Here is a 24,510-nt window from a genome sequence, read left to right on the forward strand (position 1 = left end):
TAAAGATAGCCCTGTGGTGCCGATTGCGGATGCCGGTCATGACTGATCGGCATCCATGTCACCTATTTGTTGTCGATATTCTCCGCCTGCCAGAGGGCGTAGCCCTTGCCGGACGGCGTGGTGGGCAGGTCAATCTGCATCAGGTCATTGCCGATGACGAAGGGGCCCGTGTAGCGGGCACGTAGATCCTGCGCCAGATCTTTCACCGTGATCTTGCCGTTGAGCCCGATGTGGCTGAACACGGTCAGGTCCGGTCTGGCTTCGTTCAGAACGCGGGCAGCCTGCTCGGGGGAGGCGAGGTGACCGGCAATCGCCTTGTAGCCCGGGTTGGCCTGCATCTGCTCGGCCGAGGTCATGGAGACACAGTGCACCAGCAGATCGGCCCCCTTGGCCTCTTTCACCACCTGCGGGCTGTAGCGGGTATCGCCGGAGAGCACCACGCTGTGGCCGTGGTAGTCGATGCGATAGCCAAACGACGGCTTGATGTTGACCCCGTGGTCGTTGTCAAAGGCGGTCACCTTGACCCCATCCCGGTCGTAGACCACCCCGGCAGTCACCTCGTGGCTGTTGATCTTCACCCCGTCGAGCGGCGTCCCCTCATCCTTGACCCGGGTAGCGATATCGGTGGCGTAGGCCTGCTGCAGGCCGTGAGCCAGGGCATCGGTGCCCTTGGGCCCGTAAAGCTCCATCGGTGCGTGGCGCTGGCCATAGGCCGGTTGCAGCCAGCCGGTCAGCCAGAGATCCGCCAGTCCGTTGGTGTGATCCGAGTGGAAGTGGGTGAGGAAGAAGGCGTTGACCCGGCCGATGGGGATATGCAGCTGCCACAGGCGGGTGGCGGAGTTGCGGCCAAAATCGAACACCAGCTTCTGGTTGCCCGCCTCGACCAGGGTGCTGTAGCCGCCGCGGCTGATCTGGGGCACCGGGGTGCCGGTGCCGAGCAGGCTGACCCGGAAGATATCGGGCCGGGCTTGAGTTGCTGTGGCCGGGGCGTGATCGAGGTTGCTGATAAAGCTGCTTTCGGCCGCCTGGCTGACACCGGTGGCCAGCAGACCGACCAGCAGGGCGGCCAGATAGGTGCTTTTCATGGGGATATGTCCTGTTTGGTGGCGTTGCTGGTCACTATATTGGTAACCAAAAGTGCGATAAATTGGCTAAAAATCATTTCTTACTAAACTTTTGGTTGTGAATTGGAGCCCTTGTCGCGGGCCAAACGGCCTTGAAACGGGCAAAAAGGAGGGGTTGTGGACCGATTGACCAGCATGCGTATCTTCACCCGGGTAGTGGATCTCGGCTCCTACAGCGCGGTGGCGAGCGAGGAGGGAATTAGCGCCCAGATGGTGGGCAAGCATGTGCTGGGGCTGGAGCAGTGGCTGGGGGGCAAGCTGTTTCACAAGACCACCCGCCAGCAGACCCTGACCGAACTGGGCCAGCTCTTTCTCGCTCGTTGCCAGCGGGTGCTGGAGGAGCTGGCTCTGACCGAGTCACTCACCCAGAATCTGCTGGCCGAGCCGGCCGGACGGCTGCGTATCGCCGCCCCCCTCAGTTTTGGCCACCACCGGCTGGTGCCGCTGCTGCCCGCTTTTCTCGACCGCTACCCCAAGCTGGAGGTGGATCTGCAGCTTACCCCGCGCTGGGTCGATCTGGTGGAGGAGGGGTTTGACGCCGCCATCCGTACCCTGCGCCCGCAGGATGAGGCGCTCATTGCCCGCCCATTGCTGACCCAGCACTACCGGCTCTGCGCGGCCCCCGACTACCTCAATCGTCACGGGGTGCCCCGTCATCCGGCCGATCTCGCCCGCCACCAGTGTCTGCACGGCAACTGGGGCGAGCACGAGCGCTGGCAGTTTGTCGGCGAGGATGGCCAGAGCGAGGAGGTGCGGGTCGCCTCGCGCCTGCGCATCAACCACTGGCCGGCGCTGCTGACGGCGGCGCTTTCGGGGGCCGGCATCACCTTGCAGCCCGCCGAACAGGTGCGTGACCATATCGCTGCGGGACGTCTGCTGCCGCTGCTTGGCAACTATCAGAGCCCGGCCAAGACCCTCTACTTCATCTATCCGGCGGCGCGGCGGCAGGTGCTCAAGATCACCCTGCTGGGGGATTTTCTGGCCGAATCCCTGCAAGCTGAGCCCGAGCCTGAATAAAAGGCTGCATATTTTCGCCACCGCGCTTAACCATCGTACTTAACAAAGGGGCGGGGCAGGCCTAACATGGCGGGATGTTTTTTTAGTCAGGACAAAAGGATATGTCTGGGTTGAAAAAGGATCTCGGGCTTTGGCAGGGGATGGGGCTGCTCGCCACCTCGCTGCTCGGTACCGGGATCTTCGTGGTACCGGCGACCGCCGCCTCGCTGGCGGGCGGGGCCTCGCTCTGGGCCTGGTTGCTGCTGATTGCGTTGGTGCTGCCCATCGCTTTTACCTTCGCCCGCCTCGGCCGCCGCTATCCCCACGCGGGCGGCGCTCCGCACCTCATCGGCCTCGCCTTTGGCAACGGCGCCGAGCGCTTCTCCGCCTTCCTCTTTCTGGCAGTGCTGCCGGTGGGTCTGCCCGCCGCCCTGATGATTGCCGCCGGTTTCTGGCACGCCCTGTTCGATATGGGGGAGTGGACCCTCTGGGCCATCCAGCTGCTGACCCTGCTCGGGGTCTTTCTGCTGGGGCTGCGCGGGGCGCGCTCCTCCGGCAACCTGCAATTGCTGATCGCGCTGGCCATTTTGGGGCTCACCCTGCTTATCTGGTTCAAGGGGGAGGTGAGCTGGCGCGATGCGGCCCGGCCGCTGCCGACGGCGGACGAGTGGCCCGCCATGGCCACCGCGCTGGCGGTGATGTTCTGGTGTTTCGTCGGGCTGGAAGCCTTCGCCCATATGGGGGAGGAGTTCAAGCGGCCGGAGCGGGATTACCCCATCGCCCTGCTTGGCGGGGTGTTGCTGGCGGGGCTTATCTACTGGATCCACTCGCTGGTGGTGCTCAAATATGGCCTCTACGGCGATGAGGCGAAAAACGCCACTGCGATCCCCTCCCTGCTGGCGCTGCTGTTCGGCCCCACCGCCAAGTGGCTGGTGGCGGTGCTCGGCTACCTCTCCTGTTTTGCCAGCATCAACATCTACATTCAGGGCTTTGCCCGGCTGATCTGGAGCATGGCGCGGGAAGGCAAGCTGCCCGCTTCGCTGGCCGTGCTCACCGCGCGCGGCGCACCGCTGCGGGCGCTAGGACTGGTGCTCGCCATCTGTCTGCTCTGCATCACCCTGATCATCTGGCTGCGACTGCCGCTCGATGAGCTGATCCGCTATGCCAACGGCAACTTCGTGCTGGTCTACCTGCTCTGCATGGCGGCGGGCTGGCGCCTGCTCGGCGGGGTGGGCAAGGGGCTGGCGGGGGTGAGTGTGCTGCTCTGTGCTCTGGTGCTGGTGGCGCTCGCCACTCAGGTGCTCTATGCGGTGGTGCTCACTCTTGGCTACGGCGGCTTCTCGTTGTGGCGGCGCAGACGCCGCCTGCTGACCTCTGACGATATTTGCGCCATCAAGTAGCTCCCGGAAAAAGCCCCGCAGTGCGGGGCTTTTTGATATGGGCATAATGGATGCTCATATGGGTCATAAGTCAGCGCGCTTTTTGCCAAAATCCCCCTGTTGGATCAACTCATCGGTGATTTGTCGGCAAAAAAAGTGGGATCCGGCTCTCGTTTTGCTTAAAGTGACTCTTTTCCGGCTCAGCCCGGAATGCCCGCAAGGATGCCCTTCAGACGTCAACAGGATGGCCTGGCCAGACTGGCTCACAGAGATGTTACTGCTTCGGTTCTCTTCTTCTCTGTCGCCCTTGCGTGACAGCGCTTCGTTCCGTTCAGTCAGCCCAGGTCCTGCGTCACTCTCATCGAGCATTGTCTCCATCTGCTGCGAGTGAATCATGAGCGAATCGGTTTTTGAGATCCATGACTGGACCCTGAGCGTTGACGACAACACGCTCTGCCGTCCCGACCGCGAGGTCTACCTCGAACCCCGGCTGGTCAACCTGTTGCGGTTTCTGGCCCGCAATGCCGGCACCGTGTTTGGTCGCGATGCCCTGATCAACGAGGTGTGGGATGGCGCCGAGGTGACCGATCAGGTAGTGACCCAGTCCATCTTCGAACTGCGCAAGATCCTCAAAGATGGTCGCACCGATGCGACCGACTATATCGTCACCGTGCCCAAGCGTGGCTACAAGCTGGTTGCGCCGGTACGGCCGCAGCAGGAGCTGGTTTCTGCCGAGGAGCATGCGGTCTCCTCTGCCAATTCCCAGCTCAATCCGACCCTCTCCGACCTCAGTCCGCCCGCTGAGGATGAGCCACTCTCCAATGTTGCCCCTTTTCCCGCCGGGCCCCTGACCCGAGCCATCTCCAACCATGCCAAGGATGCCCGCAGCCGCTGGAAGATGGTGAGTTTCGATATCTTCGTGGCCGTCATTCTGGTTGCCATTGTCAGCCTGCTCAGTTACCAGCACACGGCACCACAGGTGCACTCCATGCTGGATCCCAACCTGCTGGTGTTCCGTTTCCACTCCGGCATGGATGACAACAACGAGAACGTCCGCCTTGCCGACGGCATCACTCGCGCCCTGATGGCCGAGGTGGCGGCGGCGACGCCACTGCGGGTGCAGTATGGTGCCACCACTCTGATGGGAGGCATCATGCCCGGCAAGGAGCTGAGCGTGCGGGTCTCGCGCCAGCCGCGCGGCACCTATCTCGATCTGGAGTACCGCAATATCAACACCAACCGGGTGCTGTTCAGCCATCAGTACCAGCTCAGTCGCCACAACGTGCACGGCGTGCTGCAGGAGAGCAGTCAGGATCTGCTGCGCGCCCTCGACCAGCCGGATGCCGAACCGGGCATGGGGTGGCCCACCGATGACGCCTCCCTGATGGCGATGATGGAGGCTCACTACTACACCAACAGCCGGGATCCGGTCGCCCTCAAGCGCGGTATCGAGCTGCTCGAAGAGGCGCTGGCGCTCCAGCCTGATCAGCCGTTGCTGCTGGCGGAGCGCTATCTGGCCGGTGAGGTGCTGGCTACCCTGGCTGGCAAGTCCGAGAGCGAGCGGCTGCAGGAGGTGGGAACCCATCTCGCCCGCGTGGTGCAAAATGGCGGTGCCCTGCCATCCCGGGTGTGGGAGGCGCTGGCGCTGCAGGCGGTGCTCAACAGCGAGCAGCAGCAGGCCAACTATCTGCTGGATCAGGCGGCAAAACGCGGCCGCTCGGTGCTCTATTACATACTGCAGGGCAAGCTGGCGGAGCTGGATGGCCGTCCGGAAGAGGCGGGGGACGCCTACAGTCAGGCTTTTCTGATGGAGGCGACCGAGCAGACCTATCTGCTCTGCCAGCAGCTCGGTTTCTACAGCAATATGGAGACCCTCACCCCGGCGCTGTTCGATGCACTGGGTCAGAGCAAGGTGAAGCTCTTCTAATTCCGCGCCCTTTGTTGCTGCCGGCATGACATCCGGCCCTTCGCTCAGGCCACCTTCGGGTGGCCTGAGCCGTTTCTGGCCGCTTTTCATCGGGCTTGCGACTCCTGAAAGAGGTTATCTGCAAGCCATATCGTGGTGAGCTACCCAGGGTGATCTTCCGGCGAACCGTGCCGGGTACACCGTTGGTTCTAGTCGTTTCTTCGCATCATCCATTTCCTGCATTCCTGCATTCCTGCGTTCCTGAATTCCCGTGCCTCCAGCTATGCCCAGCCGGAGCGAACTTCTTCCGATTACGTCTTTTAGCGTGTGTGGCCTTGGCGCCGCACGGGTTGCCAACAGTGCATTGAGCAGGCAGATGCACCTTCATCTGAGGAGCGGCAGCCATGAAAGGAGAGAGTGAAGTGCATGCCGGATAGTGCTTATGGCGATGGGATTGGCCGGGTCGATGAGATGGACAGGGTAGGCGAGAGCGGGAAGGTCCTGTGCGAGCCCCTTTATCCCGGGGTTATCGCGGGGAAAATATCAAGACGGCGAGATAAAGGGGTTATCAAGGCGAAAAAACCGGGCTGCCGGATATCAAGGTTTTATCAAGAAAGCTCGGTTGGTCATCATCAATTTACTGTTTTTAAAGGTTTTTTATCGAGTTGGCGAGGAGGGTGAAAAAAGTTGCCTCATATTTTTATCCGTTAGCTGCTCCTTATGTTTTTCGGGGACGAGAGGCCTAGTCTGTGCCCATTCGTTGGCCGGACGTTGTGCCAACTGTGTATGTGACGACCCGACCTTTTTAAAGACCCGGAGATCTTATGTCCCTAGATACGAGCAAGAAGATCGGCCTTATCGCCTGTACAGGTGTAGTGGCCGGCAACATGATGGGGAGCGGTATCGCACTGCTGCCTTCGGCACTGGCCAACATAGGTTCCATTTCTGTATTCAGCTGGGCTATCTGTCTGGTAGGCGCCATGGGCCTCGCCTTCGTTTTCGCCCGCCTCGCTACCAAGAACCCGCAAGAGGGTGGCCCCATTGCCTACGCCGGTGAAATCTCTCCGGTATTCGGTTTCCAGACCGGTGTGCTCTACTACCACGCCAACTGGATCGGTAACCTGGCCATCGCCATTACCGGCGTCTCCTACCTTTCGGTCTTCTTCCCCATTCTCAACAGCCCGATCCCGGCCGCTGCAGCCACCATCGCCGCCGTCTGGATTTTCACCTTTGTCAACCTGCTGGGCGGTAGCTGGGTGAGCCGACTCTGTACTCTGGGTCTGGTACTGATCCTGCTGCCGGTGGTGGGTACCGCTCTGGTAGGCTGGACTCACTTTGACAGCGCCGTCTACAGCCAGAACTGGAACACCACCAGTGGCAGCGACCTGCATGCGGTCATCAGCGCCGTGCTGATCTGCCTCTGGTCCTTCGTCGGTGTTGAATCTGCCGCCGTCTCTTCCGGCATGGTGAAGAATCCGAAGCGCACCGTACCGCTCGCCACCATGCTGGGTACCGGTATCGCGGGTGTTATCTACATCCTCTCTACCCAGGTGATCAGCGGCATGTTCCCGGCCGGTGAAGTGGCTGCTTCCGGCGCCCCGTTTGCCATGGCCTCTTCTGCTATCTTCGGTAGCTGGTCTGCTCCGTTCGTCTCTGCCTTCACCGCCCTGGCCTGCTTCACCTCGCTCGGTTCCTGGATGATGCTGGTGGGCGAGGCGGGCAAGCGTGCCGCCAACGACGGCAACTTCCCGAAAATCTACGGCGAAGTGGACAAGAACGGCGTGGCCAAGAAGGGTCTGATCCTGGGCTCCCTGAAGATGACTGCCCTGATGATTGGCCTGACCGCCTTCACCTCCCAGTCCGCCCACGCTGCCGATCTCTTCAACGTGCTGACCACAGATGCGGTGCTGCTGACCATGCTGCCCTACTTCTACTCCAGCATTAACCTGATCCGTTTTGAAGGCATGACCTCCCGCAGCATCGGCGCCATGATCTTCTCCGGTGTGGCCTGCGTCTTCTGTCTGGTAGCCCTGATGGGTGCCAAGGGTTCCAACCTCACAGCTACCTTCGTGGTGTCGCTCATCATCCTGATGTTCTACGCCAAAAAACTGGGTCTGCGTCAGCACGATGCCCTGCTGAACGAACAACCCAGCAACTGATTTCCCCTTTTATCTTCCGAGCGCTCTTCACTCACCATCCCTGATGGAGAGCGCCCCTTTACGTGTGGAGCATTACGATGAATATCATTGCCATCCTCAACCACCTCGGCGTTTTCTTTAAAGAAGAACCCATTCGCCAGCTGCAAGCCTCCCTCGAGCGCAAGGGTTTCGAGGTTGTATATCCGGTCGACGTCGCCGACCTGCTGAAACTGATTGAGAAGAACCCCCGCGTTTGCGGCGCCATCTTCGACTGGGACAAATACTCCCTGGGTCTGTGCAAGGAGATCCACGATCGCAACGAGAAGCTGCCGATCTTCGCCTTCGCCAACGACCAGTCCACCCTAGACATTCACCTGACCGACCTGCGTCTGAACGTGCACTTCTTCGAGTACCGTCTCGGCATGGCTGACGACATCGCCCTCAAGATGGGTCAGGCCACTCAGGAGTATCAGGACGCCATCCTGCCGCCGTTCACCAAGGCACTGTTCAAGTACGTGGAAGAGGGTAAATACACCTTCTGTACTCCGGGTCACATGGGCGGTACCGCCTTCCAGATGAGCCCGGCCGGCAGCATCTTCTATGACTTCTACGGCCCGAACGCGTTCAAGGCTGACGTCTCCATCTCCATGCCGGAGCTGGGCTCCCTGCTGGATCACTCAGGTCCGCACAAGGAAGCCGAAGAGTACATCGCCCGTACCTTCAACGCCGATCGCTCCTATATCGTTACCAACGGCACCTCCACTGCCAACAAGATCGTCGGCATGTACTCCGCGCCGGCCGGCAGCACAGTGCTGGTTGACCGTAACTGCCACAAGTCGCTCACTCACCTGATGATGATGAACGACGTGACGCCGATCTACTTCCGTCCGACCCGCAACGCCTACGGCATTCTGGGTGGTATCCCGCAGAGCGAATTCAGCCGCGAGACCATCGCTGCCAAGGTTGCCGCGACACCGGGTGCCCAGGCTCCCCGTTACGCCGTAGTCACCAACTCCACCTATGATGGCCTGCTCTACAACACCGGCTTCATCAAGGAGAGTCTGGATACTCCTTACATCCACTTCGACAGTGCCTGGGTGCCTTACACCAACTTCAGCCCGATCTATGAAGGCAAGTGCGGCATGAGCGGTGAAGCGATGCCGGGCAAGGTGTTCTACGAAACCCAGTCCACCCACAAGCTGCTGGCGGCCTTCTCCCAGGCCTCGATGATCCACATCAAGGGTGACGTGGAGGAAGAGACCTTCAACGAAGCCTTCATGATGCACACCTCCACCTCGCCGCAGTACGGCATCGTGGCCTCTACCGAGATCTCTGCTGCCATGATGCGTGGCAACACCGGCAAGCGTCTGATCAAGGACTCCATCGATCGCGCCATCTCCTTCCGCAAAGAGATCAAGCGTCTGCGTGATCAGAGCGAAGGCTGGTTCTTCGACGTATGGCAGCCGGACAACATCGACACCGTCGAGTGCTGGAAGCTGGATCCGAAAGATGACTGGCACGGCTTCAAGGACATCGATGACAACCACATGTACCTGGATCCGATCAAGGTCACTCTGCTGACTCCGGGTATGGGCCGTGACGGCCAGCTGCTGGAGAAGGGCATCCCTGCCTCTCTGGTCTCCAAGTTCCTGGACGAGCGCGGCATCGTGGTCGAGAAGACCGGCCCCTACAACATGCTGTTCCTCTTCTCCATCGGTATCGATCAGTCCAAGGCGATGCAGCTGCTGCGTGCCCTGACCGAGTTCAAGCGTGGCTACGACCTGAACCTGACCATCAAGAGCATCCTGCCGAGCCTCTATCGTGAAGACCCGAGCTTCTACGAAGGGATGCGTATCCAGGAGCTGGCGCAGCGCATTCATGAGCTGACCAGCAAGTACCGTCTGCCGGAGCTGATGTTCAAGGCGTTCGACGTACTGCCGGAGATGAAGATGACTCCGCACGCCGCATGGCAGCAAGAGCTGGCCGGCAACGTGGTGGAAGTGCCGCTGCGTGACATGGTTGACCGCATCAGCGCCAACATGATCCTGCCGTACCCGCCGGGAGTACCGCTGGTTCTGCCGGGCGAGATGGTGACCCAGGATTCTCTGCCGGTGCTCGAGTTCCTCGAGATGCTGTGCGAGATCGGTGCCCACTACCCGGGCTTCGAGACCGACATCCATGGCCTCTATCGTCAGGCCGATGGCAGCTACACCGTCAAGGTGCTGCGTTAATCACAGTGACAACAACGGGCCGCAAGGCCCGTTTTTCCCTCCGGAATTTCTCTTTTCTTGCGTGAGTCATCATGAAGCGAGTGCTCTCCATTCAATCCCATGTGGTCTTTGGCTGTGCCGGCAACAGTGCCGCCGTCTTTCCCATGCGTCGCCTCGGCATCGAGGTGTGGCCGATGAACACGGTGCAGTTCTCCAACCACACCCAGTACAGTGAGGGGTGGCAGGGGATGGTGATGCCGGCGGGCCATATCGCCCAGCTGGTGGATGGGCTGGCGGAGATTGGCGTGCTGGCCCAGTGCGATGCGCTGCTCAGCGGCTATCTCGGCTCGGCCGAGCAGGGGGAGGAGATCCTGGCAGCGGTGGCCCGGCTCAAGGCGTGCAATCCCGGCGCCCTCTACTTCTGCGATCCCGTGATGGGTCACCCGGACAAGGGGTGCATAGTGGCGCCCGGCGTCACCGACTTTTTTCGGGAGCGGGCCTTGCCCCATGCCGACATGCTGGCCCCCAACCTGCTGGAGCTGGAGCAGCTGACCGGTCGCGATATCGGCAATGTCTCGCAGGCGCTGGCGGTGTGCCAGCAACTGCGGGAGCAGGGGGTCAAGATGGTGCTGGTGAAACATCTGGGCAAGGCCGGCTTTGCCATGGACCGGTTCGAGATGCTGCTGGTGTGCGAGGAGGGGGCGTTTCACCTCTCGCGTCCGCTCTACCCTTTTGCCCGCCACCCCATCGGGGTCGGGGATCTGCTAAGCGCCACCATGCTGGCCAATCTGCTGGCCGGTTTCACTCCCGTGGTGGCGTTCGAGCGCACCAACGCCAGTGTCGATGCGGTGCTGGCTCGCACCTGGCTGACGGGGGCCTACGAGCTGCAACTGGTGGCGGCCCAGCACGAAATGGCGCTGCCGCTGGTGCGAACCCGGGCCACTCGCCTTGAGTAGAGGCGTCGCCGATTCTGGATACAAAAAAGCCCTGCTGGTCAGGGCTTTTTCTATTTCTGAAGGATGTGGGGCAGTTGCGCCTTAATCCTTGGGATCCTTGAGCGCCTCGATCACATCCTCCTTGGGGCCGAGTCCCTCGACATGGTTGAAGGTGTCGAGCCCCTCCTGCGCACTGATGGTAAAGGCGTCGGCGCTCAGGTAGCTGCCGCTGCCGGCGCTCTCCATGATGACCACCAGCTCGGGCTGCTTGTCACCGTTGAGATCCAGCAATTTCAGCTCCTTGATGGAGCCATCGCGCGGCAGCACCTTGCCGTCGATGAACTGATCCAGCGGGAACTGGGGATTGGCGCCGGAGTAGAGGCGCACATCGTAGCTGCCGATGGAGGCGGGTTCACCGCGTCCTTCGGCCACAGTGATCACCTGACCGGAGGGGAGTGTCAGCTGTTTGAAGAAGCTCTCCGCTGCCTGGCCGGTCAAGGGCAGAGTGAGCAGACCGAGTGTCATCAGCAAGGTTTTCATAGGCGTTACCCTTGTTACTGCGGTGAGCGGCAGGGCCGTTCACTGACGTCAACGTATGGAGATGGGGCGGTGCCGACACATGGCATCCGCCCCTCTGTTATGCCTCACAAGAGGCGTGCATTACCAGATCTTCACCCGTTTCTGGGGCGGCAGATAGAGCTTGTCCCCCGGCTGGATGTTGAATGCCTCGTAGAAGGCGGGAATGTTCGGCACCACGCCGTTGACCCGGTACTCGGGCGGCGAGTGGGGGTCGGAGCGCAGCAGCATCTGCATCAGCTCGGGACGATACATCCCTTTCCACACCTGCGCCCAGCCGAGGAAGAAGCGCTGCTCGCCGGTAAAGCCATCCAGCACCGGCGCCTCCTTGCCATCCAGCGACAGCTCGTAGGCCTTGTGGGCGATGGTGAGGCCGCCCAGATCGCCGATGTTTTCGCCCAGGGTGAACTGGCCGTTGACGAACTGGCCGTTGATGGGCTCGAAGCGGTTGTATTGGGCCACCAACCGGCTGGTGCGGAAGCGGAACTCCTTGAGATCCTGCGGTGTCCACCAGTCGCGCATCATGCCGTCACCGTCGGATTTGGCCCCCTGATCATCAAAACCGTGGCCCATCTCGTGGCCAATGACCCCGCCGATGGCGCCGTAGTTGACTGCGTCATCCGCTGTCATGTCGAAGAAGGGGGGCTGCAAAATGGCCGCCGGGAAGACGATCTCGTTGTTGCTCGGGTTGTAGTAGGCATTCACCGTCTGGGGCGACATGTGCCACTCGTCCCGATCGACCGGCTTGCCGAGGCGAGCCAGATTGTCGGCATACTCGAAGGCTTGCGAGCGCTGCAGGTTGCCCACCAGATCGTCCGGTTTGATGGCGATGGCGCTGTAATCCTTCCACTTGTCCGGATAGCCGATCTTGGGTCGGAACTTGGCCAGCTTCTCGAGTGCCTGGGTCTTGGTCTCCGGCGACATCCAGTCGAGCTCTTCGATGCTCTGGCGATAGGCGGTGCGCAGGTTCTCCACCAGCTGCTCCATCCGCTCCTTGGCCGCAGGCGGGAAGTAGCGGGCCACATAGAGCTGGCCAACCGCTTCACCCAGATGATCGTTCAACACCCCCAGTCCACGCTCCCAGCTGGCTCGCTGCTTGGGCGTGCCGCTCAACGTGGTGCCGTAGAAGGCGAAGTTGGCCCGGTCGGTCTCGCTGTCGAGATAGGGGGCGTAGTCGGTCAGCAGCTGCCACTTGAGGTAGGCCTGCCAGTCGGCGATGGGGGTCTGGGCCACAACCTGATCCAGCGCGCTCAGATAGGTCGGCTGACCGATGACGAGATCCGGCTGGGCGGCAATGCCGGCCGCATCGAGATAGGCCAGCCAGTCGAGGTGAGGGGCAAGGCGTGCCAGCTCGCTGGCGGGGCGTTTGTTGTAGTTCTTCTCCCGATCCCGCAGCGCGACGTTGTCCCACTGGATGGTGGCGAGCCGGGTTTCGAGGGCCAGAATCCGCTTGGCCTTGCCGCTCGGGTCAGACTCACCGAGGCGGCTCAGCATGGCGGCGATATGTTGCTGGTACTTCTGGCGCAGCGCCTGACTGTCGGGATCCTGCTTGAGATAGTAATCGCGATCCGGCAGCCCCAGCCCGCCCTGATAGAGGTAGACCGCATAGCGATCCGGCGCCTTGGCATCGGCATCGATCCAGATGCCGAACGGTGCGCCGCCGCCCATGCGGCCACTTTGGGCAAAGGCGCGGGCCAGTGCCGCCTGATCACCGATCCGGTCGATGTCGGCTAGCGCCGGTGCCAGCGGGGTGAGCCCCTTGGCGTCGCGGCCAGCCTGATCCAGATAACTGGCGTAGAGATCGCGGATCTGCTGGGTCGGCGTGCCGGTGGCGGCTTGCTGATGGGCCAGCCCCTCGACCAGTACCCGCACATCGGCGAGGGATTTGTCCCGCAGCATGTAGAAGGCGCCGTCGGCGGGGCGATCATCGGGGATCTTGGCGGTGGCGAGCCACTTGCCGTTGACGTAGCGGAAGAAGTCATCACCGGGTTTGACCCGGGTATCCATATTGGCCAGCGCCAGTCCGGAGTGTTTCGGCGCGCTCTCGGGCGCCTGGCTGCAACCAGCCAACAGGGCCAGCCCGATAAGGCCGGCCAGAATGCTTTTCTTGTTGTTCATGGGATCTGATTCCACATCGGGTTGTTTGCTTCCCTGCCTGCGTCTCTTCTGAACTGGTGACTTTCGGGTCTGCGCAGGCGAGCCCTACTCTAGGGTGGGTTGCCGTGCCGGCGCAAGCGGCGTCGTCAGGATGAATGCTCCCGAACGAGCCCCTAGTCGCCACAGTGCAGCTTGCCAGCCGCGACTCTGCTAAGATCGGCCGGTCCGTTTTGGGGAAGCCTATGATTTCTCATCTTTATTCTCGCTTTTGTCAGACTCTGCCAGAACCGGAAGGTTCCACTCGCCTGTTGGTGGCCTTCAGCGGTGGCCTCGACTCCACCCTGCTGCTGGTGCTGGCAGCGCAGTTTGCCCGTGAGCACGGCTTGCCGCTTCGGGCGCTGCACGTGCACCACGGTCTCAGCCCCCATGCCGACGAGTGGGTGGCTCACTGCGAGTCGGTCTGCCAGCAGCTGGCGGTGCCGCTCATTGTCGAGCGGGTAACCCTTGCCCGCGGCAATGGTGAGAGTCTGGAAGCGCAGGCACGCACCGCCCGCTACCAGCAGCTGATGGCGCACATGACGGAGGGAGAGTGGCTGCTCACCGCCCACCATCAGGACGATCAGCTGGAGACTCTGCTGCTGGCCCTCAAGCGCGGCGCCGGTCTGCGCGGTCTGGCCGGCATCTTGCCAAGCCAGCCCTTTGCTGGCGGTCTGCTGCTGCGGCCGCTGCTCGATATCAGCCGGGCCGAGCTGGCCGAAGTTGCCGCCACCCTGCCTTATGGTTGGGTCGAGGATGAGAGCAATCATGATGTGAGTTATGACCGCAATTTTCTGCGCCAGCAGCTTATCCCCCGGCTCAAGGCGCGCTGGCCTGCCATTGCCCGCACCGCCGTCCGCAGCATGGCGCTGTGCGCCGAGCAGGAGGCGCTGCTGGACGAACTGGCCGAGAGCGACTGGCAGCTGGCCGGCGAGGGGGAGGCACTCCATATCGGCCCGCTGCATGCCCTCTCGCCGACCCGGCGCAACAACCTGCTGCGCTACTGGATCCGCCGTCAGGGGGGGGAGATGCCATCGCGCGAGCAGCTTGCCCGGCTGTGGCAGGAGGTAGCGCTGGCGCGGCCCGATGCCAATCCGCAGCTCAACTGGGGCGGCCTGAGTTGCCGCCGTTTTCAGGATCGCCTCTATCTGGTTGCCCCGGATCTGCAACCTTGCCATCAGGTGTTGCCGTTGACGCCGGGCGAGCCGCTGACCCTGCCGGATGGATTGGGTGAGCTGGTGGTGCGTATGGAGCAAGCGGGAGAGGGGTTGCTGCGTTTGCCCCGGCCACAGGAGCCCCTGTCGGTGCGCTTTGGTGTGGTGCCGGGTGCCATGCTGAAGCCGGTGGGACGCGGTGGCAGCCGCCGCTTGAAGAAGCTGCTGCAAGAGTACGGCGTTCCTTCGTGGCAGCGGGGGCGGATCCCTATCCTCTACTATGGCGAGCAGGTTGCGGCTGTGGTCGGATTCTTTGTCTGCGACGGATTTATGGCAGAGCAGGAGGGGCTTTCATGTCAATGGTTGCCAACGCAAGGGGGGTTGCTGTTGCCTGAGCAGGAACCTGAATAAAAAAGGGCTCCGGTCACATGGCTGCATGTGCCGGAGCAAAGAAGAGTACCCGGTTATTCCGCGAGGCCGGCTTTGCCGGCTTTTTTGCGGGCGTAGAGGTGGCTGTCTGCCGCCTCGTAAAGAGCTTGTACACTGACGCCTGATTGCCAGCTGGCGGCCCCCAGACTGCAACCGACCGAGAAGGTGCTGAGTTCCTTGTTGGTCATCAGCATGTGTTGCAGGCGCAGCCAGACCGGACGCCACGCCTCGGGTTCGGCCGGTTGCAGCAGCAGGGCGAACTCATCTCCCCCGAGCCGGAAGGCCTGATCCGTACTGCGGATGCACCCCTTGAGCAGCTGGGCGAAGCGACTCAGCACCAGATCCCCGACCGGGTGGCCCCAGGTGTCGTTGATCTGCTTGAAGCGGTCGAGATCCAGCAGCACCAGCACCAGACCATGGGGCTCGCGGCTGTGCTGCTCGATGGCGCGGCCAATGGCTTCGTCAAAATAGGAGCGGTTGCCAAGGCCGGTCAGGTGATCGAGGCGCACCTGCTGATCCAGTTTCTCCAGTCGCATGTAGAGGGGCAGCAACAGGCTGAGCAGCTGATGGTACTGCAGCAGCACACGCTGCTGGCTGCCGCTGAGCGGGTGTTCCAGCTCGTAGTGGAGCTGGCCGAGCAGCTGCTCATGCTGGCCGCGCAGCTCGAACAGGTAGCTGTGCAGGTTGAGGGTGGCCATCGGCGGGTGCTGGATCAGCACATGGGGGTGGCTACCGTCCATATAGAGACTGTGGATCCTGACAATTTTTGCCGCTTGATCGGCAAAAGTTGCCAGCAGGCCGCCGAGCTCGTGCTGCCCCAGCAACTGCTCCAGCAACTGATTGCGTTCTACGCTGGGCAAGGGCGTGAGCCGCTCCATCTGGCGAACCCACTGCTCGATGCCATGGCTAAAGCCATTGAGTGACGATCTGTTTTCCATGGTCTTCCACCTGTAACCACTTGACTGCTCCCCTTCACCTGCAATTGGCATGCCCAATATATGTTTCCTGAGCCAAGGATCGGCTGACTAGACTTAAGTTGATAAAAAGGAGGGGAAAATTTGTACACAGACCTGCTGATCCTGCTCTTCGCCGCCGTCCTGCTGGTGGCAATTTTCCGACGCTTCGGCTTGCCGGTGATCCTCGCCTACCTGATTGCCGGCGTACTTCTGGGCCCGCACGGGCTGGCGGTGATCACCGGCCAGTCGATCATGCAGACTATCGCCGAGCTCGGGATCGTCTTTCTGATGTTCTCGCTGGGGCTGGAGTTCTCCCTCCCCAAGCTGCTGGCTATGCGCTATCTGGTGTTGGGAGTAGGCGGCTTGCAGGTGCTGCTCACCTCGCTGCTCTTCTTCTGGTTTGGCTGGCATCTGGGGCTGAGTCTGGCGCAGGCGCTGGTGGTGGGGGGCACGCTGGCGCTCTCCTCGACGGCGGTGGTGATCAAGCAGCTGGGCGAGCAGAAGCAGCTCCACACCCGTCGTGCCCAGTTGGGGGTGAGTGTGCTGCTGTTTCAGGATCTGGCGGTGGTGCCCCTGCTGGTGATGATCCCCATTCTGGCCGAGCCACAGGTGCAGGGCAGCGCGCTGGCTGCCGAGATCGCCTGGGCGATTCTCAAGGGGCTCTTCGCCCTCCTGAGCCTGCTGGCGGTGGGCAAGTGGTTGTTGCCGCTGCTGTTTCACGAGGTGGCGCGGGCCCGCTCTGATGAACTGTTCGTGCTGAGCGCCCTGCTGGTGGCGCTACTGGCCGCTTTCATGACCTATTCGCTCGGTCTTTCGATGGCGCTGGGGGCCTTTCTGGCCGGCATGATGCTGGGGGAGTCCCACTATCGCCATCAGCTTGAGGTGGACATCAAGCCCTTTCGCGACGTGCTGATGGGGCTCTTTTTCATCACCATCGGGATGAACATGGACTGGGTGCTGGTGGCACAGGCCTGGTGGCAGGTGTTGCTCTGCGTGGTGGTGCTGGTGCTCTGCAAATCCCTGCTGGTGCTGCTGGCCGGCCGGCTGATGGGAGAGCGCAAGCGCGACAGCATGGCGGCCGGCATCATGTTGAGCCAGGTGGGGGAATTCGGCTTTGTGCTGCTGGCGCTGGCACTCCACCACGGCCTGCTGGATCCGCAACTGGTCTCCCGGCTGATCGGCATCGGCATCATCTCCATCGCCATGACCCCCTGGCTGGTGACTCAGGCCCACTCGCTGGCCCGCAGTCTGACCGACCCGGCGCTGTTGACCCGCTCCGAAGTCGCCCAGTCGGGGCTCAGCAAGAGCCAGCACGTCATCATCGCCGGGTTTGGCCGGGCGGGGCAGACCTGCGCCCGTTTTCTCAAGCTCGAGGAGATCCCGTTTCTGGCGCTCGACCTTGACCCCGAGCGGGTGAGCGAGGCAAAGCAGGCGGGGGAGCAGGTGGCCTTTGGCGATGCCAGCCGGCGTGACATCCTGCTGGCGGCCGGCCTGTTGCGGGCCCGGCTGGTTATCATCACCTTTGACGATCGCAAGCGGGTGGAGGCGATGCTGGCGTTGATCCGCGAGCTGGCGGGGGAGCTCAAGGTGCTGGTACGCACCCGGGATGACAGCTTTCTCGAGCAGTACAAGCAGGCGGGGGCGTTTGAGGTGATCCCGGAGTCTCAGGAGGGGGCCCTGATGCTGGTCTCCCATCTGCTGGTCAATTGCGATATTCCCCTCGGGCGGGTGATCCGGCGCATGGAGCATGAGCGCAGCAGCCAGTATCGCTTTCTGCACGGCTTCTACTGGGGGGATCAGAGCGCCAACAATCTGGAAGCTGATCAGCTGCTGGAGCGCCTCCACCCATTGATGCTGCATGATCAGGCGTGGGCTGTGGGGCGCGAAGTGCGGGAGCTGCCGCTGGATGAGGTGAGGATCAAGGAGGTTCAGCGTGGCGATCAGATGCTGGAGCCTCGGGATGAGCTGACCCTTCAGGCTGGTGATCGGCTGATCCTGTTTGGTACCGCGGTCGCCATCGAGCAGGCGGAGCAGCGCCTGCTGGAGGGGCGCTGAGAAGGGTTACTCTCTCTCCCTCGGCTGAGGCTCGATACCGAGAAAGTCGACTACCCGGGCCTGCTCCCTCAGGGTGTCCCGATAGCCCAGCTTGATCAGCTGCTGGCAGTAGCCCGGATAAAACATCAAAAAGCTGGCCAGACTGCTGGTCTCATCCCCCTTCACCCCCAACACGCGCAACAGGCGGCGTAACTGCACCGGCAGCTTGCGCAGATAGGCCAGCGCGATGGCATCGAGATCTTCGCTTGGCTTGAGCACGCAGGTCTCCACCCGCTTCAGCTTGAGGCGATTGCGCTCCCGCTCCGGAATCAGGTCAAGAGTCTGGTTGATGCGCCACAGCCGCTCCAGATCGGAGTTGAGGGTGTCGGTAAAGACGGTATCGAGCAGATGGCTGGCGATATTGGAGCTGGTGAGGTGGCCATGGTGGTGAGTGGGTGCCGAGTGCGCCGGTGGATCGAGCGTGATCAGCAGGATCCGCTCCGCCCCCAGATGGATGGCAGGACTGAGCGGGCTCAGCTGATGGATGGAGCCGTCGCCGTAGAACTTGTCGCCGATATGGGTCGCCGGAAAGACAAAGGGGAGCGCCGAGGAGGCGAGCAGATGATCCGAGGTGAGCAGGGTGCGCACCCCGCGCCGTCTGGCTCGCTCCCAGGGATGGTGGTCGGCCCGCCCCTGAAAGAAGGTGGTGGAGAGGCCGTCGTCGTAATCGGATGCCGTGATGGCGAGCGCCTCCAGACTGCCGTAGAGGATGTTGTCATCGATGCGGTGATAGTCGATGAGCTGATCCAGCAGGCGGCGCAGCGGCGCGTTGTCAAACAGATGAAAGGCATGGTTGGTGTCAGGATTGATGAGGCCGGCCGAGCCTTCGTACATCAGTCGCCACAGCAGGCGCCCTGGGTGAAAATCAAAGATGTGGTGGGTTTCGAAGCGGCGCCAGACCCACTCCAGCTTGCGCACCCCCAGATGAAAGCTGGAGGCGTAGCAGGCGAGCGCGGTGACGTTGATGGCCCCGGCCGAGGTGCCGCACAGAATGGGAAAGGGGATGCCGAGATTGCGCGGATAGAGCTCCGCCACGGCTTTGAGGGCACCGACCTGATAGGCGGCGCGCGCTCCGCCTCCGGTGAGCAACAACGCTGTATTGGGTCTGGCCATATGCTGGCGCCTTATAGTGTTCTGACAAGGATGCTCCCACTGACAAATTAACTATAAGGCGCTGTATCAAATATAAAAACGGGCGCTTGCCCGTTTTTTTCATGGCCCCCGGTCAAAGGGCCCGGAGAGGATTTTCCGGTCGTGCCAGCTGATCGAAGGCGGCGAATACCGGCGCACTGGCAAGAATGCGACCGTGGCCCAGACCCCGGGTGCTTACCAGCTGGGTATGCCCATCCTGGCTGGCCCGCAGGGAGTCGCTATGGGGGGCGAATCTGTCCTCTTCGTCGTGCACGATAATCGCCTCACCACTGCGGCGGGCAAGGCGACCCAGTGGATCGACCGTGCTCAATGGGTGCTGATACTCCTGCTCAATCTCCTTGACCACCGCATCGAACAGCCGGATGGAGTAGCCGGAGCGTGCCACCATGCCGTAGAGCTGGGGCACATAGTCGAGCACCGGCGAGATGAGCAGCAGCGGCTGCCCGTCAAGATGCTGCTGGCGGCTGGAGAGGGTGACGGCGCCCCCCATGCTGTGGGCGATAACCCCATGGACAGGGCCCACTTCCGTAGCCAGCCGGGCGGTCAACTCGTCGAAGGCGCGCACGAAGCGAGGCAGGTGACCGGTATGGCCGGCGCTGTGGCCGTGGGCCGGGTGATCGTAGGCGATTGCCGTAAAGCCCTGCGCAGCGATATGGCTCATCAGCGGATAGAACTGGCTGGCACTGCCTGACCAGCCGTGCATCAGCAGCCAGAGCGGTCCCTGACCGAGCCGGTAGCTCATCAGCGTCCCTTCGCTGGTATGGACGGCCTGCTTGACCAGACCGGCTGGCGCTGCGTTGTCCCGCTGGTTGCGCTGGGGGGTCAGCAGCAACTTGCTGGCGGTGCGCTTGGCATGGCCGGGTGCCAGGGTATGGTGCAATCGGGTGCCGATCCCCAGCAGCCATTTGCTCGGGCTGAAGCGGCGGGTGTTGAAGTAGATCTTGCTGCTCATGGTCATCCTGTGGTTTTTATGTTCGAACGGTCGTGCTTTTTTGTCGGTTTTAAAAAAGGATTGCCAGGAGATCAGTACCAGCTGGCGAGCAGGTCTTCCACTTCGGGCCAGAAGTGGCGGGCCGGATCCTGACACAGATTGAGGGCGTTGAACACCTGATCCGCCAGATAGAGGCCATAGAGGCGGTAGACGGCACGCCAGGGATCCATCCCCTCGCGCCACTCCCCCTCCAGCTGTCCCTGTGCGACCTGACGAGCCAGATAGTCGAGCCAGAAGCGCACCAGCTGGCGGGCTGCCTGCTGTACCTCGCCCTCCTGCGCCGAAGTCCAGGCATCCAGAAACATGCAGCGTCCGGCAAAGCTCTGGTTCCAGGCCAGCCAGGCCTGCAACAGGGCGATCAGCTTGTCGTGCTGGCTCTGGTGTTCCTGCTGGCGCACCGGCTGGATCACCCGCGTCCGAAACACCTCGGCTGCGTACTCCAGCACGGCGATCTGCAGATTGTCGCGAGAGTGGAAGTGGGCGAACAGGCCGCTTTTCGACATCTCGCAGGCATTGGCAAGCGAGCCGATGGTGAGGCTCTCCAGCCCTTGCTGGCTCGCCTGCTCGAAGGCTGTCTGCAAAATGTTTTCCCGGGTCAGGCGCCCCTTGCTCATCACGATCTCCTCATGGCTGGTGGCAGCATAAAGTACGATCGTGCTATTTGTCGAGCGGCAGATAAGTGGCGTGCTGGATGGGAGGGCTCAACCCTCCTTGATATCCATCTGCTGCAACGCGATGACCGCCTGAGTGCGGTTCTTGACCCCGAGTTTGCGGAAAATTGCCGTGATATGGGCCTTGATGGTGGCCTCGGAGACATTGAGCTCCCAGGCAATCTGCTTGTTGAGGCTGCCGTCACGCAGCATGATCAGCACCTTGTACTGCTGGGGTGTGAGGCTTGCAAGCTTGCTGGCGAAATCGGGGCCATCTTCCGATTCGGGATGGAGCGAGATCCCCTCCGGCATCCAGTTATCGCCCCCGATCACCGTATTGAGGGCGGTGACCAGCTCCTTCATCGGCGCCGATTTGGGGATGAAGCCGAGCGCGCCAAGGCGCAACACCTGCTGGATAATGGCAGGGTCTTCCGAGGCGGATACCACCACGACCGGCAGGTCGGGATACTGGCCGCGCAGGTGAGCCAGCCCTTCAAAGCCGTTGGCGCCCGGCATCTTGAGATCGAGCAGCAGCAGGTCGACCTCCGGATGCTCGCCGAGGAGGTGGGTAAGGCTGTCGATGGAGTCCGCTTCCAGCAGATGGGCATCGTTGATAGCCATGTGCACCGCTTGATAGAGGGCGCCCCGAAACAGGGGGTGGTCATCTGCGATGACGATGGTAAATTGGCTGTCCATATCTCAGTTAATGGCTCACATGGTTGCTAACTGATTGTTTTGAAAAATCAAACTAGCATCGCTCATCGGGAGGGTCAAACCTGCCTGTGCGCAAATGTGAAGCGGGCGCCGGATGTCGTGCCAAGAGGCCGACGGGGCGTAAAGCGCAAGTCCCTGCAGGAGGCAAAGATGGGAGTTCTGGTATTGACGGTGGGCACGGGTTCCACCTGGGCGATGCGGGCGACACTGGTGCTGGCCATGAGCGGCCTGACATGGCAGGAGCAGGTGTTCGATCTGGAAGATGCCAAGTCGTTGGCGCGGCTCAAGCGGGTGGCGCCTGCCGGGCTGGTGCCCTGGCTAGAACACGATGGCGTGCGGGTTCACGACTCGCTGGCTATCGCCGAATATGTTCACGAGCTGTGCCCAGATCGCCAGCTCTATCCCGCATCTCTGGCCGAGCGGGCGCTGGCTCGCAGCCTTTGCGCCGAGTTGCACGCCGGTTTTCGCCAGATCCGCACTCTGCTCCCCTTTTTCCTCGGTGCTCCCACCCGCATCGAGCCGCCGGTTGAGGTGGTGGGCGAACTGGCCCGTTTGCAGGAGATCTGGTCGCAGACGCGGGGCCCCTTCTACTTTGGCGAGGCGGGCATTGTCGATGCCTTCTATGCGGTGATGGCCTATCGGCTGGCCAGCTATGGTATCCAGTTGCCCGGTCAGGCGGGGGTCTATCAGCAGGCACTGCTGACCTGGCCGTTGTGGCAGGAGACCCTGGTCAAAGCGCGCCTGCAGTGGCCGGCGGCTGTACGCCAGACGCAGTAAGCCGATAGACTTGCAAAAGAGAGGGGCGCCACTGGCACCCCTCTCTTGTTTTCTCAGCCTCTTCGCCTCTATTTTTGCCGGCCGGCGAACACGATGACCACCTTGTCATCCCCCTTCTCTCGCACGAAGGCATAGGGGCTGTCGGCCAGCTTCTTGTGGCTGCCCGCCGCCACCGCCGGGTGGGCTGCGCGGAACTGGCCGAGCCGCTGCCAGTGCTTGACCAGCTCGGCCTTGTCGCCGCCGGCCAGCTCCTGCCAGTTCATGTCCGAGCGCAAGCTTTGATCGAACACGCCACCATCCTTGGCGAGCCCGCGGCCGGACTCATCGCCGTAGTAGATCTGGATACCACCCGGCAGCAGCATAAAGCTGCTGGCGACCCGGCGCTGCAGCGGCACGTCCTGATAGTCGCCGAAGAACAGTTTGGTGTCGTGGGAGCTGATGTAGCTCAGCACGTTGAACTCGGGATCCTGATTGATGCGACTGGCGTAGCTGGCATAGGTGGGCTCGGCACTGGCCAGACACTGGGCCTGGGGCAGGGCAAACTCGCGCTGGTAGTCGAAGTTGATCAGTGAATCGAAGCCGTTCTGATACCAGAAATCCTTGGCAACCCCGTGATCCCACACCTCGCCCACCATGTAGAAGGGCAGGTCGTCGAGCTTCTTGGTCGGGTTGGCGACCTTCCACTCCTTGAGGGCAGCAGTGCCAGCCTGCTTGAGGCGGGCCCATACCTCGGGCTCCAGATGTTTGACGGTATCGGCTCGAAAACCGTCGATGCCAAAGCGGCGCACCCAGTCGGTGTGCCAGGCGATGAGATAGTCGCTCACGGTGGTGTCGGGCAGCGCCTTGGCCTTGGTATCTTTTTTCGCCATCAGCAGCGGCGGCAGCCCCACCGGCTTGGTCGATTCGGTCAGGAAGTCCGGCAGCCCCGCCACCGAGCCGGTGACGTCGTCGGTGCCAGGCTGCGGATAACCGGGCAGACCGGCGCGCACCCAGTCACCGCTCCACCACTTGTCCCACTTCGGCGACTGGTAGTCGATGAACTGGTTGTAGCCATGCCAGTTGAGGCCACCGCTCGGGCGCCACTGGTTCCAGACGGTCGGCAGCTTGTCTGTGTTCCGGGTGAGATCGGTAAGCCCCAAATCCTGCAGGTCGGCGAGGGTGGCGTAACCGGCGTGGTTCATCACCACGTCGAGGATGATGCGCATGCCGCGCTTGTGGGCCTCGTCCACCAGGGTTTTCAGGCTCTCTTCATCGCCGTAGTTGGGGTCAATTTTGGTGAAGTCGAGCGCCCAGTAGCCGTGGTAGGCGTAGAAGGGGAAGTTGCCCTGCTCGCCGCCGCCAATGAAGCCGTGCACCTGCTCCACCATGGGGGTGATCCAGATGGCGTTGATGCCGAGCTGCTTGATGTAGTCGAGCTTGGCGGTCAGCCCCTTGAAGTCACCGCCGTGCCAGGTGGCGACTTCATCCTGACCATCCTTCTTGCGCCCGAAACTGTGGTCGTTGGCGGGATCGCCGTTGTTGAAGCGGTCGGTCAGCAGGAAATAGACACTCGCCTGATCCCAGCTGAACGGTGCTGGCTTGGCCGCCTTGACCGGCTCGAGCAGCAGCAGGCCGCCACTCTCTTTGCTCGGCGTCAGGGTCAGCTTGCCGCCCTTGACCACATTCTCCTGACCGGAGTAGGCATCCCGCAGTCGGGTGCCGTCGGGCCAGACTCCTTTCAGGGATACGGTAACCGGGCCGCCATCCCAGCTGATGCAGGGCTCCTCCGGCGGCTGGCGCTTGAACTCGCTCTTTTTGGTCGCCCGCAGCACCTTGAGGCTGGGGGTATCCGGGTTGAAGGTGAACTGATAATCCCCCGCCAGCATCACTCGCAGGTTAAAGCTCTGCCCCTTGCTGCACTTGTCCATGGGCTGGGCGGTGCCGAAGGGGAGAGGCTTGCTTTCGCTCGGGCCGAAGCTGGTACCGCAACTGTTGCCCGCGTCGCTGATGCGGATCTGGTGGCTCCCCTTGGTGAGGGTGTGGGTCAGCTCGACCGTCCCCTTGTCCAGCGCGATCGGAGTCGCTACCGGTTGACCATCCAAATAGAGGCGAACCTCGGGGGCGGCCATGGCCTGACCGATCAACAGAGGGCTGGCCAGCAGGGCGAGCCAGAGAGGGGACAAGTTGGGAGCGCGACGCATAAGCCATTCCTTGAGC

General features: G+C 62.0%; 19 protein-coding genes. 10 read left to right on the forward strand and 9 right to left on the reverse strand.

What is annotated here, in order from left to right:
• Positions 1 to 62: 62 nt before the first annotated feature.
• Positions 63 to 1,085 (reverse strand): MBL fold metallo-hydrolase, encoded by a 1,023-nt coding sequence (locus I6L40_RS07940; RefSeq protein WP_216995235.1) that lies wholly within the window; start codon positions 1,083 to 1,085, stop codon positions 63 to 65.
• A 156-nt stretch (positions 1,086 to 1,241) separates the two neighbouring features.
• Here I6L40_RS07940 and I6L40_RS07945 point away from each other — a divergent pair, with 156 nt between their 5' ends.
• The 7 genes from I6L40_RS07945 (at position 1,242) to pdxY (ending at position 10,709) form a co-directional block, all read left to right on the forward strand.
• Entirely contained in the window at positions 1,242 to 2,141 is a 900-nt protein-coding gene (locus tag I6L40_RS07945; protein ID WP_216995236.1) for a LysR family transcriptional regulator, read from the forward strand.
• A 101-nt stretch (positions 2,142 to 2,242) separates the two neighbouring features.
• Positions 2,243 to 3,520 (forward strand): L-methionine/branched-chain amino acid transporter, encoded by a 1,278-nt coding sequence (yjeH, locus tag I6L40_RS07950; protein ID WP_216995237.1) that lies wholly within the window; start codon positions 2,243 to 2,245, stop codon positions 3,518 to 3,520.
• Between the two features lie 373 nt (positions 3,521 to 3,893).
• A complete protein-coding gene (gene cadC / locus I6L40_RS07955; protein WP_216995238.1) occupies positions 3,894 to 5,426 on the forward strand; it encodes a lysine decarboxylation/transport transcriptional activator CadC in 1,533 nt (510 codons plus the stop codon).
• Between the two features lie 405 nt (positions 5,427 to 5,831).
• Positions 5,832 to 6,086 carry a hypothetical protein gene (locus I6L40_RS07960; protein WP_216995239.1) on the forward strand — a complete coding sequence of 85 codons (255 nt, stop codon included), beginning with the start codon at positions 5,832 to 5,834 and terminating at the stop codon, positions 6,084 to 6,086.
• A gap of 143 nt (positions 6,087 to 6,229) precedes the next feature.
• A complete protein-coding gene (cadB, locus tag I6L40_RS07965; RefSeq protein ID WP_041208134.1) occupies positions 6,230 to 7,564 on the forward strand; it encodes a cadaverine/lysine antiporter in 1,335 nt (444 codons plus the stop codon).
• Between the two features lie 77 nt (positions 7,565 to 7,641).
• On the forward strand, positions 7,642 to 9,774 hold the full coding sequence (locus I6L40_RS07970) for a lysine decarboxylase CadA (protein ID WP_043849356.1): 2,133 nt from the start codon (positions 7,642 to 7,644) through the stop codon (positions 9,772 to 9,774).
• A 71-nt stretch (positions 9,775 to 9,845) separates the two neighbouring features.
• Entirely contained in the window at positions 9,846 to 10,709 is an 864-nt protein-coding gene (gene pdxY / locus I6L40_RS07975) for a pyridoxal kinase PdxY (protein ID WP_216995240.1), read from the forward strand.
• 81 nt (positions 10,710 to 10,790) lie between these two features.
• Here pdxY and I6L40_RS07980 read toward each other — a convergent pair whose 3' ends face one another.
• Entirely contained in the window at positions 10,791 to 11,228 is a 438-nt protein-coding gene (locus I6L40_RS07980; RefSeq protein ID WP_005347855.1) for a PliI family lysozyme inhibitor of I-type lysozyme, read from the reverse strand.
• A 120-nt stretch (positions 11,229 to 11,348) separates the two neighbouring features.
• Positions 11,349 to 13,382, reverse strand: coding sequence for a M13 family metallopeptidase (locus tag I6L40_RS07985; protein ID WP_216995241.1), 2,034 nt, complete (start codon positions 13,380 to 13,382; stop codon positions 11,349 to 11,351).
• A gap of 221 nt (positions 13,383 to 13,603) precedes the next feature.
• On the opposite strand from I6L40_RS07985, the gene tilS reads away from it, so the two are divergent.
• Positions 13,604 to 14,962 (forward strand): tRNA lysidine(34) synthetase TilS, encoded by a 1,359-nt coding sequence (gene tilS / locus I6L40_RS07990; RefSeq protein ID WP_216995242.1) that lies wholly within the window; start codon positions 13,604 to 13,606, stop codon positions 14,960 to 14,962.
• A gap of 53 nt (positions 14,963 to 15,015) precedes the next feature.
• On the opposite strand, the gene I6L40_RS07995 is transcribed toward tilS, so the two are convergent.
• Positions 15,016 to 15,918, reverse strand: coding sequence for a GGDEF domain-containing protein (locus I6L40_RS07995; protein WP_216995243.1), 903 nt, complete (start codon positions 15,916 to 15,918; stop codon positions 15,016 to 15,018).
• 120 nt (positions 15,919 to 16,038) lie between these two features.
• Between I6L40_RS07995 and I6L40_RS08000 the strand changes: the two genes are divergently transcribed.
• On the forward strand, positions 16,039 to 17,991 hold the full coding sequence (locus tag I6L40_RS08000; RefSeq protein ID WP_165791375.1) for a monovalent cation:proton antiporter family protein: 1,953 nt from the start codon (positions 16,039 to 16,041) through the stop codon (positions 17,989 to 17,991).
• Positions 17,992 to 17,997: 6 nt separating this feature from the next.
• Here I6L40_RS08000 and I6L40_RS08005 read toward each other — a convergent pair whose 3' ends face one another.
• The 4 genes from I6L40_RS08005 to I6L40_RS08020 form a co-directional block, all read right to left on the reverse strand.
• Positions 17,998 to 19,143: a patatin-like phospholipase family protein gene (locus I6L40_RS08005; protein ID WP_104015436.1), complete on the reverse strand. Its 1,146-nt coding sequence runs from the start codon at positions 19,141 to 19,143 to the stop codon at positions 17,998 to 18,000.
• 112 nt (positions 19,144 to 19,255) lie between these two features.
• Positions 19,256 to 20,134, reverse strand: a complete 879-nt coding sequence (locus tag I6L40_RS08010) for an alpha/beta hydrolase (RefSeq protein ID WP_216995244.1) — start codon at positions 20,132 to 20,134, stop codon at positions 19,256 to 19,258.
• A 71-nt stretch (positions 20,135 to 20,205) separates the two neighbouring features.
• Positions 20,206 to 20,787, reverse strand: a complete 582-nt coding sequence (locus I6L40_RS08015; RefSeq protein ID WP_216995245.1) for a TetR/AcrR family transcriptional regulator — start codon at positions 20,785 to 20,787, stop codon at positions 20,206 to 20,208.
• An 87-nt stretch (positions 20,788 to 20,874) separates the two neighbouring features.
• Positions 20,875 to 21,519, reverse strand: a complete 645-nt coding sequence (locus I6L40_RS08020) for a response regulator transcription factor (RefSeq protein WP_216995246.1) — start codon at positions 21,517 to 21,519, stop codon at positions 20,875 to 20,877.
• Positions 21,520 to 21,687: 168 nt separating this feature from the next.
• Here I6L40_RS08020 and I6L40_RS08025 point away from each other — a divergent pair, with 168 nt between their 5' ends.
• Positions 21,688 to 22,314 (forward strand): glutathione S-transferase, encoded by a 627-nt coding sequence (locus tag I6L40_RS08025; protein WP_216995247.1) that lies wholly within the window; start codon positions 21,688 to 21,690, stop codon positions 22,312 to 22,314.
• Between the two features lie 68 nt (positions 22,315 to 22,382).
• On the opposite strand, the gene I6L40_RS08030 is transcribed toward I6L40_RS08025, so the two are convergent.
• Positions 22,383 to 24,494, reverse strand: coding sequence for an alpha-amylase (locus tag I6L40_RS08030; RefSeq protein WP_216995248.1), 2,112 nt, complete (start codon positions 24,492 to 24,494; stop codon positions 22,383 to 22,385).
• Positions 24,495 to 24,510 lie beyond the last annotated feature (16 nt).

The sequence above is a fragment of the Aeromonas sp. FDAARGOS 1410 genome (assembly GCF_019048745.1).
Classification (GTDB): domain Bacteria; phylum Pseudomonadota; class Gammaproteobacteria; order Enterobacterales; family Aeromonadaceae; genus Aeromonas; species Aeromonas jandaei.